Source organism: Paenibacillus mucilaginosus 3016 (assembly GCF_000250655.1).
GTDB classification, from domain to species: domain Bacteria; phylum Bacillota; class Bacilli; order Paenibacillales; family NBRC-103111; genus Paenibacillus_G; species Paenibacillus_G mucilaginosus.
In genome coordinates this window covers 6,040,543-6,053,163 of the sequence record NC_016935.1, presented here as the reverse complement: position 1 = coordinate 6,053,163, position 12,621 = coordinate 6,040,543, and the positions used below count along the sequence as shown (strand labels likewise).

Genomic DNA, 12,621 nt, shown 5'->3' with positions numbered 1-12,621 from the left:
GAGGAGGAGGGAACGATTCATGGAACAAAAGCGGCTGGAAGAAGGGGGGCGGGCGGAAGTGCAGATCCGGAAAGCAGGGCCTGAGGACGTCCGTGAGCTGGAGGAGCTCGTCCGGGAGAGTGAGGAAGAGGGCTTCCGGCATCTGCGGCGGCTGGCGGATGACTATGCGTCCGGCGAGAACCGGTTCGACCGGGAAGGGGAGGTGCTGCTGCTGGTCTATGCGGACGGCAGTCCGGCGGGCGTGTGCGGCTTGAACCGCATACCCGGGGATGCGGCTGCTGGCCGGGTGAGGCGCATGTACGTGCGGCGGGACCTGCGCCGCTGTGGGATCGGCCGCGCCCTCCTGCAGGCCGTGATGGAGAGGGCGCGGCCGCATTTCGCCCGGCTGGAGCTCCGCACGGACTCGCCCGCCGCAGGGGATTTTTATACGGCTGCCGGCTTCAGGCAGGCAGCGGGGCGTGAAGACGTGACCCATCTATACGAATGGATGGAGGAGGAGCAGAGCTGATCGCAGCCAAAGCCTGCGTGGTCCGAAGTATGGCGGACATCGAACGCCTGTACGGTGCTGAGGTGAGGGTCATATGCCTTAGGTGATGCCAGGGCTGCGGTTCGCTTTTCGGCCGGTGGACGATGATGGGGCTAAGAACTACCGCGAATCCTGCGGAAGATCCTGCTTGCCGATCTGCTGTTCCGTATTAAGTGGAAAAATGTGGAATACAAGGGCGCAGAAGGATATAATGTAAAGCAGAACGGTAAAATGGGGATACGAGGGGGAAATCACGTTTGAGAAAACGGTGGCGAATCCGGGCCGGCGGCCTGCTGCTGGCGTGCTGTCTGTTAAACGGCTGCTCAGGAGCGGGGCCGCCTGCCACTGAAAGCGCTACCAAACTGCATCCGCGCCGCCCATCCAGTCGGAGGTGATTTCCGCCTCTCCGGATGTACGCAAGATTACGTTCCACAGCGAAGCGCTCGGCAAGGACATGAAATTCAACATTTACCTTCCGCCGGGCTACAACGCCAAAACCAAGTACCCGGTCCTCTATGTGCTGCACGGGTACGCAAGGAACGAAGATTCGTGGCTCCCCGGGATGGAAGCGGACAAGACAGCGGACCGGCTTGTGAAAGAAGGGCGGATCGAACCGCTGATCATCGTCTCTCCCGCCGTGGACAACAGCTACGGCTTCAATTCATCGGACCAGCCGGCGAAGAGGCCCTGCGCGGACTGCGCGGATGAAGGCCGGTACGGGGATTATCTCACCAAGGATCTGATCGCTTATGTCGATGCGCATTTCAGCACGGCGGCGGACCGGAGCCGGCGCTATATCGGAGGCATATCGATGGGCGGGTGGGCCGCCCTGCACAATTCCTTCCTACATCCCGAGCTCTACAGTAAGGCGGGAGGCCACAGTGCCGCACTTTATATGGAGGAGTGGTTCAATACCGGCGGGCTCCGCCACTGGATGTATCCTATACCGGAGATGAGAGACTGGCGGGATCCCCTGCTCCTGGCGGATACGGAGAAACTCGAAGGGCTGTCCGTCTACCTCGACTGCGGCGAACAGGACAACTACAAGTTCTACGAGGGTTCCGAGCTGCTGTACCGCAAGCTGAAGGCCCGGAACATCGACGTGCAGTATCACCCTTCTTCCGGCGGCCATCACAAGAACTACTGGATGCCGAAGATGGAGAATTACCTGCTCTTCTATGCAGGGAAGTGAATGATTTACAAGGCCCGGTCTGCATGGAGCTGCGAGGGCCGGGATACCTGGGGCTGCAAAGCTGCGGAGGCGGAACGAATCTCCAGGTGAAAGGGCGGAGCGGCCCCTGCGGCTCCGGCTCCCCCGGCCGAACAGGGAGCAGAGCGCTCCAGAGCGGGACAGGGGGTGCCCATCCCCCCGGGGTTGTGGTATCCTATGGAATAGCTTAGAGACAACCGGGGGGAAGACGGATGAAATTCAGACCATGCATTGACCTGCATCAGGGCAAAGTGAAACAGATTGTGGGCGAGACGCTCGGGGCCGCCGGCGAAGCGGTTGTGGAAAATTTCGTGTCGGAGCATACGCCTTCGTACTATGCTTCGATGTTCCGCGAGGACGGCCTGAAGGGCGGGCACGTCATTATGCTCGGCGGGGGCAACGAAGCGGCGGCCGTGGAAGCGCTGCAGGCATACCCGGGCGGACTGCATGTGGGCGGCGGAATCACGGCGGAGAACGCCGCTTCCTACCTGGAGCGGGGAGCTTCGCATGTCATCGTGACCTCGTATATTTTCCGTGACGGGGAGCTGGATATGGGGCGGCTCGACCGCCTCGTGTCCGAGGTGGGACGGGAGCGCCTCGTCATCGACCTGAGCTGCAAGGCCAGCGGAGACGGCTGGTTCGTGGCGACGAACCAGTGGAAGACGCTCAGTTCGTTCGAGGTGACGGCGGCGTCGCTGCGGGAGCTCGAGAGCTATTGCGACGAGTTCCTCATCCATGCGGTGGATGTGGAAGGCAAGCGCGCCGGCATCCATGAGGGACTGGTGAAGCACCTGGCCGAAGGCGTCACGATTCCGACGACCTATGCGGGCGGGGCCCGGTCGCTCGAGGATCTCGCACTGTTCCGTGAGCTCGGGCGGGACAAGCTCGATATCACGATCGGCAGCGCGCTGGATATTTTTCGGCGGCAAGCTTTCGTACAAGGAAGTAGTCGCCTGCTGCAGGTAGGCGCAGGGGGCAGGCACATGATTCCGGGAGGAAGATCCGCTCTTCGCCGGTGTCATGCGCATGATTCATTCTCAAGGAGCTGATACTGGTAGGACGGATCACACCCCTCTGAGCCGGCTGCACATTCGCAGATACTGCCTGCACCTTGAAAGAGCTCGCAAGAGCTCTTTTTTTGCGTTCCGGAACTTTCATTAAATTTCATTTATGAGCTGGAAAGGGCTATATTTCCAATTCCGCCTAATGATACAATATGTAGGCAAAAGTGCAGAAACGGTACGGGCGCCGGGCAGGGGTTCAGGAGCCGGACCAGGAAAACACTTGAGAAGAGAGAGAGTGGGTCTATGAACGAAAAGGCTGCTCCGCAGCATGCCGAACCGGCAGAGCGGTCCATAGGGCCAAAGCTCGGCACCGGTTTGGCTTGTCTTTATTTTTTGGCCCGGTATCACCGGATTCCGCTGAATGCCGACCGGTGGAAGGACGAAGCGCTGCCTGCCGGCGGGGAACTGCCGCTGCCTCACCTCATGCGGCTGTCCCAGGAGGCCGGATTCAAAGTGAAAGCGCTGCGCACGCCGCTCGCCAAGCTGCACCGGCTGCCGCTCCCGGCCATGATTACGGATCAGGAGGGCGGCTACGGCGTGCTCGCCAAGCTGACCGATGACGAAGCGCTGCTCTTCGATCCCGAGACCGGGCGGCCGAAGACGCTGGCGATCCCGGATTTTGCCCGGCAGTGGGGAGGCACGGTCGTTCTCTTCACGCCCCGGCAGGGCAGGGGAGCGGCGGAGAGGCCCTTCGGCTTCCGCTGGTTCCTGCCTCTGCTCTGGAAGTTCCGCCAGTCGGTAATCGAGGTGCTGGCGGCATCTTTTATCCTCCAGCTGTTCGGCATCGCGCTCCCGCTGATCATTCAAGTGGTGATCGACAAGGTGCTCGTACATAACGGACTGACGACCCTTCATGTTCTGATGGCGGGCCTTGTGGGCATGGCCTGCTTCGAGTGGCTGCTCGGCATGGCCCGCACCTATGTATATCATCACACGACCGGAAGGCTCGATGTGATTCTCGGCACGAAGCTGGTGCGGCATATGTTCCGCCTGCCGCTCGTCTATTTCGAATCCCGCCGGGTCGGCGATACGATGGCACGGGTGCGGGAGATGGATCAGATCCGCCAGTTCCTTACCGGCTCGCCGCTGACGGCGCTGCTGGATGTCGGATTTATCTTTTTGTATATCGCGGTCATGCTGTTCTACAGCCCGGTGCTCACCTGCATCGTGCTCGGGGCGGTGCTGCTGCTGGCGCTTCTCTCGTGGGGGGTGACTCCCGTGCTTCGGCGGAAGCTCGAGGAGCGCTATGCCCGCAGCGCCGAATCGCAGGCGTTCATGGTCGAATCCGTATCGGGAATGCAGACGCTGAAGTCCTTTGCGCTCGAATCCACGATGCATGCCAAGTGGGAGGAGCTGCTCGCCGGGCAGATCCGTGCGGGCTTCCAGACCTCCATGTGGGCGGGGGGCGCAGGGACGACCGGCCAGTGGATCCAGCGGCTGAGCACCTTGGGGGTGCTCTGGTACGGGGCCTGGCTGGTGCTTCAGGGGGGCTTGTCGGTCGGCGGACTGATTGCCTTCCAGATGCTGTCCTCGCGCGTGAGCGAGCCGGTGCTCCGGCTTGTGCAGCTGTGGCGCGAGGTGCAGCAGGCCAGCTTATCCATCGAGAAGCTGAAGGACGTGTTCGAGACGAAGCCCGAGCCGGGCTCGGAGCCGGGCAAGACGCGTCTGCCCGCCGTTCAGGGGCATATCCGCTTCGAGGGCGTGCGTTTCCGTTACCGTCCGGGCGGCGCGGAGGTGCTGCAGGGCATCTCCTTCCAGGTCAAGCCGGGCAGCGTGATCGGCGTCGTGGGCCGGAGCGGCTCGGGCAAGAGCACGCTCTCCAAGCTCATCCAGCGGCTGTATGTGCCGGAAGCCGGACGCATTCTCATTGACGGCATGGATATCGGCCAGGCCGATCCCGTCTGGCTGCGCCGGCAGATCGGCGTCGTGCTGCAGGAGAGCGTGCTCTTCAGCGGCTCGGTGCGTGACAATATCGCGATTCATTCGCCCGGCGCTTCGATGGAGTCGATCGTGCAGGCGGCCAAGCTTGCCGGCGCCCATGACTTCATCATGGAGCTGCAGGAAGGCTACGATACGGCGGTCGGGGAGCGGGGGGCTTCCCTGTCGGGCGGCCAGCGCCAGCGCATCGCCATCGCGCGTGCGCTGCTGCTCAACCCGCCGATCCTCATCTTCGATGAGGCGACCTCCGCGCTCGATTACGAGTCGGAGCGCATCATCCACCAGAACCTCAGCCACATCTGCCGGGGGCGGACCGTCTTCATTATCGCGCACCGGCTGTCCGCCATGGCCAGGGCCCATGCGGTGATGGTGCTGGATAAGGGGCGTCTCGTCGAATCGGGCACACATCAGGAGCTGCTGGAGAAGGGCGGGCTGTATGCCCACCTGCTGCGGCAGCAGGAAAGGTAGGGGAGCCGGGTGTCGATCCTGCGGACAAGGAATGTGGAGGCGTATGATTTTTTGCCGGCGGCCCTGGAGCTTGAACAGACGCCGCCGGCCCCGCTCGGGAGGTGGATCATCTGGATCATCTTCACGCTTGTGCTGTCCTTGATCGCCTGGGCGTGCATCGGGACGATCGACGAGGTGGCCGTCTCCCGCGGCAAGGTCGTGCCGAGCGGCCGCGTGAAGGTGGTACAGCCGCTCGAGGAAGGTGTGATCGGAGCGATCCACGTGGATGAGGGCGATAAGGTCAAGGCCGGCCAGCTCCTGATGGAGCTCGATCCGGCGATGGATACGGCGGACCTCGAAGGGCTCCGCAAGAATCTGGCGGCCGCCAGGCTCGAGAAGGAGATGCTGGCGGCGGAGCGCGACGGCCGGGCGCCGGAGGAGCAGGTGCTCTCCGGTCTGCTTGCCGACTCGGGGCTCGCTCCCGGATTCCTCGAGGAGCTGCGCCGGCTGAAGACGGCGGGCGAGGCGGCCCACCGGGCGAAGGAGGATGCCCTGAAGCTGACGATCGCCCAGCGGGAGAAAGAGATTTCGCTGGAGCGGACGAAGCAGGAGCAGGCGGAGAAAAAGTACATGCTGGAGCAGCTTACCCAGCAGGAGAAGCCGTCGGAGGACAAGTCGATGCTCGATGCGCTCAACCGGCGCAACGACCTGCTGACGGCGCAGCAGGAGGTCGAGTCCGCCATCACGAACGTGCGGAAGCTGACCGACAGCCTGGAGGAAGCCAAGAAGAACCTTCAGGCGCTGAACGAAGAGAGGGGGCAGACGCTGCTCGCCTCCATCGTCGAGAAGGACAAGACGATCCATGCGCTCGAAGCCGAGCTGCTCAAGGCCCAGACGAAGGTCGGCTACCGTAAGCTGGTGTCGCCGGCCGACGGGACGGTGCTCGGCATCGCCGCGCAGACGATCGGCGGAATCGTGACGCCGGCGCAGCCGGTCATTACGATCGTGCCCGACGGCACCGAGCTGATCGTCGAGGGGACGCTGCTTAACAAGGACATCGGGTTCGTCTCCGCGGGACAGGAGGTCCGCGTCAAGATCGACACGTTTCCTTTTCAGAAATACGGCACGCTGCGGGGCGAGGTGACGGAGATCAGCGCCGATGCGATCGACGATCCGGAGCTCGGAACGGTCTACCGGATGAAGGTCAAGCTGCTCGAGCAGCGGCTGAATGTGAACGGCAGCCCGGTTCCGGTGACGCCCGGGATGACCGTATCGGCTGAAGTGAAGACGGGGGACCGGAAGATCATCGAATTCTTCCTCTCGCCGATCCTGAAGTATGCCGAGGAAAGCCTGACGCTGCGGTAGCCTCAATACAACAAGGGGAGGAGCATTGCTGACATGACACTCTATCAACGGTGCGCCCTCTGGGCGCTGATCATTGCGGTTGCGGGCGGGAGCCTGCCGGTTTCGGCGCAAGAGGCGCCCCAAGCCGCCGCGGCACCGGCCGCCCCGGCGGCAGCTCAGGCTGCGGCGACCCAAGCGGAGCCGGCTTCCGGGGAAGCGGGCACCAATGGTGCTTCCGCGCAGGGCACAGACCCGGCGGGAGATCCAACCGCGGAAGGGGCAGGCGGCGTAGGCCCTGCCGCGCCGGCAGCTGACATCCGTTACCGGGCGGTGCCTGAAGCCGCTCATGAGGAGGTGCCCCTGGGCTCGGTGGCCTTGAGCCCGGAGGCCGAGGTGCAGGTGGCGGGCCCCGTGATCTGGTCGGGCGGTGGACGGCGGCTGCTGCATTTCTCGCTGCGCTACAAGAACGCAGGCGCAGGGGAGCTGGAATTCATGGAATACGGCGTCCGCCTCTACGGGGCCGGCGCGCAGGAATACAAGGTGAAGCTGCTGCCCAAGGAGCAGCCGCTCGAGCCGGTGATTCCGCCGTACTCCGAGCGGACGATTGAATATTACGCGGAGGTGGGCGACGGATTCGCCCTGGAGGACGCGGTCTTCCGCCTGATCCGCTGGGACTTCGGGACGGCCGGTTTCCAGAGCGTACTTGGCGATCTTGCGGTGCCGGCGGAATATGAGTATGCCGTGCCGGCGGGGACAAGGACCGCCGTCATGCTGGACGGCAGCCGGCTGAACGCCTATGCGGGAGCGTTCTTCCGCTATCCGGGGCCGGGCCGCGAGCAGGGCGTCACCGCGTTCCTGCATCTCGCTTCAGCGGGGGCAGCCCCGGTGAAGCTGACAGGACTGGAGGCCTGGCTCGAACTGGAGGGCCGGCGCTATCCCATGAAGGACGCGGAGGCGTGGGGCGAGCTGACGGCCGGCCCTTCGGGGGACGAGCCGCTCTCCGCGCAGTTCGACGTTCCGGTGGATGCGGATTGGGGCGGCGCCCGGCTCTGGCTTACGCGCAAGGCGAGCGAGGAAGCGGGCGGGGAGATTGACGCCCCGCTCGGCTCCTTCGCATTGGGTGAGCCTAGAGCGCTGGCAGAGGAGAAGCCTCTTGCTCCGGGCGGCGTGCAGATCGTGGAGGCCGGCCGGCTGCCCTTGGAGGTGTCCGTGGACCGGGTCTTCGAGCATCCGCAGGGACGGCTGAACGGCTTGTCGGTCCAGCTCCGGGTGAAGAATGCGTCGAAGGTGTCCGTGAAGCTGCCGTCATACGAGTATGCGCTGCTCAGCGGGGAGGGGAAGGAGTACGGCGCCGAGCCGGCCGGACTGGAGGAGGAGACCCGGCTGCAGCCCGGCGAAGAGCTGACGGTCAAGCTGGAGGGCGCCCTGCCTTATTCCGCGGATGCCTCCAAGGCGTCCGTGCTGGTCAAAGAACCGGCTGGGGAAGAGGATGAGGAGGCGGAGGGGCATCTGCTTCCGCTGGCGCATCTGGCTCTGCCGGCCCCTTCGCAGGAGGAATGGACGCCGGAGACGGCCCACCCGCTCCGCACGAAGTCGGGGACCTTCCCTTCCCGGCTCATCTCCATCAAACGCAGCCCCCATCTGCAGGAGGACCTGCTTACGGCAGAGGTCCGGGTCCGCGGGGAAAGCGGCAAAGCGAAGCCGCTGCCGTCGATGACGGGGGTATTTTCTCCTCGACGACTCGACCCGGATCGAGGCGTCGCCGGTCGTTCTGTCGCCGATCGGAGCGCTGCGGGACAGCGACGAGGCCAGCCTGTACTGGATCGGCCGCGTGCCCTTCAAGACGAAGTTCTCGGGCATCAAGCTGGTGCTTGAGGAAGAGACCGGCGAGGGCGGCGAGGAAGAGAAGGCGGCGACAAAGGAACTGGCCGCCTTCCGTACGGATGGCACGGATGCGGCCATTCCGCTGCGCAAGGACGGCGGGTCCCGCCGAAGCGCCCTGCATCCGGGCTACTCGGCCGTCGTCAAGCAGGCGCGGTCGTTCTCCGGGCCGACCGGCCAGATGGCCGTCGTACTCGTGGAGCAGACCAACGCGGAGAGCCGTTCGATGAAGCCGCCGGCGCTGCCGGGCTACTTCCGCACACCGGCTGGGGGTCTCTACCTGCCGGCGCAGCACAGCGAGATCGCGGGCGACATCACGCCGGACGGGAGTGCGCTGGTCGCCTATTGGACCCGCCTCCCGTACGGCCGCCAGGCCGACGATCTGCAGCTGGTGCTCGGGGAAGCGGTCGTGCCCTTCGGCGGAACGCCGGAGAGCGGCGAACCGCCGGCGGCTGCCGATAACGGGGCCGACACGGCTGCATCCTCATCGGCCGGGGATGACGAGGAGGATGGGAGCGATGAGCTCTATGTGAATCCGGCCGCCTATCCGCTGCCGGAGGAACCGGATGCCAAGGGTACGCTGCAGGAGCTCGTGCTCTATCCGTTCTCGCTCTCCGTCACGAAGGTGGAGCGGCTGAACGAAGGCGGACAGACCTCGTACCGGCTGAATTACACGCTGGACCGGGGTGCAACGTACGAGTCGCACCCGGAAGGGCGGCAGGTCGCCATTGAGGTCGAGACGGAAGACCATCACGTCACCACGAAGACGTACGCGCTCGGCTGGGCGGATGGCGAGGAGTCCGGCGGCGAAGGCTCCGACGTCCTGGCCACCGGGGACCGGAAGCTGACGATCGAGCAGGAGGGCACGGGCGAGACGACCGGGGCTTACCGGGTTCGGGTCTACGAAGTGTTCCAGAACCAGCGGGTGCTGCTTGCCGAGGATGAGTATCCGTAAGCGGCACAGCGGAAGGAAACAAGGGGGGGGCGGCTTTCAGTCGCCGCCCTTTTGGTTTTTTGCACGGCAAAATCTCCTCAGGGGGATGGCCGGGTGCCGGTCCGCGTGGTACGATGGAGGCTGTAGGATAAATGTCCAAAAACTGCCAAATGGTCCTGGCAGCAGTGAAGCGGATCGAGGGACTTCACCTTCTGGTACAGGGGATTTTCCTGACAGCTGGAACAGCGAAGTGTGGAGCAGGGGAAGCCCCGGCAGCTGTGAAACTCTTTTTTTAAGAGAGAACTCGGCACTCCTGCTCTTCCTACTGACCGGGCAGCGGAGACTTGAACAATCAGGAGGTAAGCGATGGGTACACTTATCGTGGTCACCGGGCTGGCACTTCTTCTCGCAATCTGGTATGAACTGAAAGGGATTCAATTCAAATTAAAGCAGCGGCTGCGCCATGACGAGCGGATCATCGAGCGGCTGGACTTGCTCCTTAACGGACTCGCGGAAGAAAAGAAACGTAAGGAACGGGAAGGCGGAGGAGAAGGATGAACGTGAAGGTAGAGCGTCTGCTCACTCCCGTAGGGATGAGCGCATGGAAGGAAGCCTTCGCTCTGCAGCAAATCCCGCGCCCCGATGAGTACTATGAGCTCTGCCTTGCCGAAAACGCGGCGGGAGAGCGGATTACGCTGTTCGCCTGTGCGGACGGGCGTATTCTGGGGGCGGCACACTTAAAGTACCGTTCGGATTATCCACCGTTTGGGAAGCAGGGTATTCCCGAAATCAACGATCTGAACGTATTCCCCGAGTACCGGAGACGGGGAATCGCCAATCTCCTGATCGGGGAGCTGGAGAGGGCGGCGGGGGATCGGCACGAGGTGATCGGGATCGGCGTCGGTTTGTACGCGGATTATGGGGCGGCCCAGCGCCTGTACAGCCGCCGGGGCTACATCCCGGACGGCCGCGGGGTGATGTATGCGAACCGGCCTGTGGTACCGGGAAGCCAGGTGAGCGTAGACGACGACCTGGTCCTGTATTTGACCAAGAGGCTTTCACCCGGCGAGGGGGAACTGAACGGAACCGGCCGGACGAAGAGAAGCGGACACTTAGGAGGGGCTCCTCATGGATGAAAAAGAGGCACGCCGCTGGAGGCTGGACCTGTTATTGGCGAAGCGGCGAAGAGAAGCCGTGAAGGCGGATTCTCCTCTTTTTCTGGATTGTATCCAGGCGCTCGGCGAAGGAACCCGGATCTGCAGCGGGGAGGAGTCGGACCGTCTCTATGCGAGGCTGCAGGGGGAGTATCCTTTCACGTCCTATGGGCGGATAGACTGGGAGCGGGTTCCGCATCAAGCTCTGCTGCAGAAAGACGTGCAGTTGTCTGCTGTGTCCGGAAGCAAGGAGTATTGGATTCTGTGGAGTCATGGAGACGCACCGGTGATCCGGACCTCGCTGCGGAAGCTGCTCGAGCAGCTCGACGAGGTGACTGCCGTTTCTCCGGATGTGTGGGCTTACCGGGAGGGCGAGGATGTTGTCGAATGGGGGCATGACGGGAGCTGCCGCCGAAGTCTCGGAAGGTAAGATTACCAGGGGAGGACTGCCGAAGATGACGACACCGGGAACACTGCTGGCGATTCTGCTGTCAGGCTTGATCGCTTTTTTCCTTGGCCCGCTGGGGGTTCTGGCGCTACTGGCGGCGATCTTCGGGCTGACGCTTAGTACGCACCTGCAGAATAAACAGATGCAGGAGGATCTCCGGAAGATCAAGCGTCATCTTGGTCTTCGTGATGAAGAGGAGATGAGCTTCCACATGTCCGATGAAGAGATTGAGCAGGAATTGTACCGACTGCACGGGGAGGGCAGGCAGGGAGAACGCACCCTGCTTGATCTGGAGATCGAGAAGGAGATCGAGAGGGAACTCGAGAAGGAGCTCGGCAAGGAACTCGAAGACGAGGAGAACAAGCCAGGCGGTAAGCGTTGACGAAAGAAGCGGTTTACTAAGCTGGTAAGGGGAGTGAAGCGGATGCGGATTCGACAAAGCCCAGGCGTCCGACTGCCGTGAGATTGCGCGGGTCCATGTCGCGAGCTGGCGGACGACTTACCGGGGGCTGCTGTCCTCCGGGTTCCTCAACGGATTATCGGAGGCGCGGCGGGAGCGGGGCTGGCAGCAGGCGCTGCAGCATCCCCAGCCTCACGAGCTCCTGCTGGTGATGGAGGCCCTGGGCGGAGAGATCATCGGCTTCGTCAACGGAGGAAGGCGCAGGGAACAGGACGAAGACACCGAAGCGGAGCTGTACGCCCTCTATCTTCTCGAGGACATGCAGGGAAAAGGGTACGGCAGAGCGTTATTCGGGGCGCTCGTTCACCATTTGGCCGGGCATGGATACCGTGCGCTGGAGGTCAGCGTGCTGGACGGAAATCCGGCGGAAGCGGTCTACCGTCATTGGGGCGGACAGCGGACGGGGAGCCAGCAGATCCGGATCGGGGAAGTGACCCGGGAAGAAATCCGGCTTCGCTGGTCCAGACTGGACGAATTCCTGTCGGATGGGAGGCTCCCGGAGTGAGATGTGGCTGAGATGAGGGCGCACGGTGGATGCGGAAACGTGGGGAGCAATGCAAGCGAACATGGGATCCGCGCAGGTCCGACTGAACAAAAATCTTTTGAACGGGAACAGGGAGCTGGGGTCTGATGGATGACGGGGGCTTGTATGAAGATCAGGAGGGGGGAGAAAAAGATGGCGTATACGCACAGGCCGGTGGAGGAAGAGGACTTTGAGAGCATCCGCCGGTTTCCGCAGAATGCAAAAGAGCTCTTCTTCATGTATCCCCGGTGGGCGTATCCGGTGAGTGCGGGGGAGATGTGGGAGGTCGCGCGGAGCCGGCTGCTGCCGACGGTACTGCTCGATGAAGAGCAGACTGCCGCTTACTGCAATCTGTACCCTGCCGAGGGGGAAGAGGGACTCTGGATCGGGAATGTAATCGTCTCACCCGTGCACCGGGGCAGGGGGGCCGGATCGGCTCTCCTGCGGATCATGATGGAGAAGGCGAAGCATGAGCTTGGCGCGGACCGGCTGAGTCTGATGTGCCACAGCATCAACACGGCGGCCCTGCTCCTGTACCATAAGCTGGGCTTTACGCCGTTTGACTGGGCGGAGAAAAACCGGTCCGGAGGGCGAGAAGCTTCTGCTGCTGAAGTTGAGAAGGTCCCTTGAAGACATGTAGGGGGCGAAAGTTGGGTTTCGTTGGGTTTCCTTTGCCAGGCCCATGCCGGCCG

Annotated in this window: 12 protein-coding genes and 1 pseudogene; all 13 read left to right on the top strand. The window is 63.1% G+C overall.

What is annotated here, in order from left to right; all coding sequences use genetic code 11:
• Positions 1–19: 19 nt before the first annotated feature.
• Positions 20–508, top strand: a complete 489-nt coding sequence (locus PM3016_RS24670) for a GNAT family N-acetyltransferase (RefSeq protein WP_014371374.1) — start codon at positions 20–22, stop codon at positions 506–508.
• 472 nt (positions 509–980) lie between these two features.
• Entirely contained in the window at positions 981–1,718 is a 738-nt protein-coding gene (locus tag PM3016_RS24665) for an alpha/beta hydrolase (protein WP_238540321.1), read from the top strand.
• A gap of 230 nt (positions 1,719–1,948) precedes the next feature.
• Positions 1,949–2,702: pseudogene (hisA, locus tag PM3016_RS24660) on the top strand (phosphoribosylformimino-5-aminoimidazole carboxamide ribotide isomerase).
• Positions 2,703–3,043: 341 nt separating this feature from the next.
• Positions 3,044–5,206: a peptidase domain-containing ABC transporter gene (locus tag PM3016_RS24655; RefSeq protein ID WP_014371371.1), complete on the top strand. Its 2,163-nt coding sequence runs from the start codon at positions 3,044–3,046 to the stop codon at positions 5,204–5,206.
• A 9-nt stretch (positions 5,207–5,215) separates the two neighbouring features.
• On the top strand, positions 5,216–6,550 hold the full coding sequence (locus PM3016_RS24650; protein WP_238540320.1) for an HlyD family type I secretion periplasmic adaptor subunit: 1,335 nt from the start codon (positions 5,216–5,218) through the stop codon (positions 6,548–6,550).
• Between the two features lie 33 nt (positions 6,551–6,583).
• On the top strand, positions 6,584–8,404 hold the full coding sequence (locus tag PM3016_RS24645) for a hypothetical protein (RefSeq protein ID WP_238540319.1): 1,821 nt from the start codon (positions 6,584–6,586) through the stop codon (positions 8,402–8,404).
• Entirely contained in the window at positions 8,361–9,365 is a 1,005-nt protein-coding gene (locus PM3016_RS40225) for a hypothetical protein (protein WP_238540318.1), read from the top strand. Before PM3016_RS24645 ends, PM3016_RS40225 begins: the two co-directional genes overlap by 44 nt.
• A 345-nt stretch (positions 9,366–9,710) precedes the next feature.
• Positions 9,711–9,902, top strand: a complete 192-nt coding sequence (locus tag PM3016_RS24640) for a hypothetical protein (protein ID WP_013919359.1) — start codon at positions 9,711–9,713, stop codon at positions 9,900–9,902.
• Positions 9,899–10,480, top strand: a complete 582-nt coding sequence (locus PM3016_RS24635) for a GNAT family N-acetyltransferase (protein ID WP_014371369.1) — start codon at positions 9,899–9,901, stop codon at positions 10,478–10,480. Before PM3016_RS24640 ends, PM3016_RS24635 begins: the two co-directional genes overlap by 4 nt.
• On the top strand, positions 10,473–10,928 hold the full coding sequence (locus PM3016_RS24630) for a CDI toxin immunity protein (RefSeq protein ID WP_014371368.1): 456 nt from the start codon (positions 10,473–10,475) through the stop codon (positions 10,926–10,928). The genes PM3016_RS24635 and PM3016_RS24630 overlap by 8 nt, the downstream gene beginning before the upstream one ends.
• On the top strand, positions 10,876–11,328 hold the full coding sequence (locus tag PM3016_RS24625) for a hypothetical protein (protein WP_238540317.1): 453 nt from the start codon (positions 10,876–10,878) through the stop codon (positions 11,326–11,328). Before PM3016_RS24630 ends, PM3016_RS24625 begins: the two co-directional genes overlap by 53 nt.
• Positions 11,329–11,557: 229 nt before the next feature.
• Positions 11,558–11,911, top strand: a complete 354-nt coding sequence (locus PM3016_RS24620) for a GNAT family N-acetyltransferase (RefSeq protein WP_014371366.1) — start codon at positions 11,558–11,560, stop codon at positions 11,909–11,911.
• A gap of 171 nt (positions 11,912–12,082) precedes the next feature.
• Positions 12,083–12,559: a GNAT family N-acetyltransferase gene (locus PM3016_RS24615; protein ID WP_014371365.1), complete on the top strand. Its 477-nt coding sequence runs from the start codon at positions 12,083–12,085 to the stop codon at positions 12,557–12,559.
• Positions 12,560–12,621: the final 62 nt, after the last annotated feature.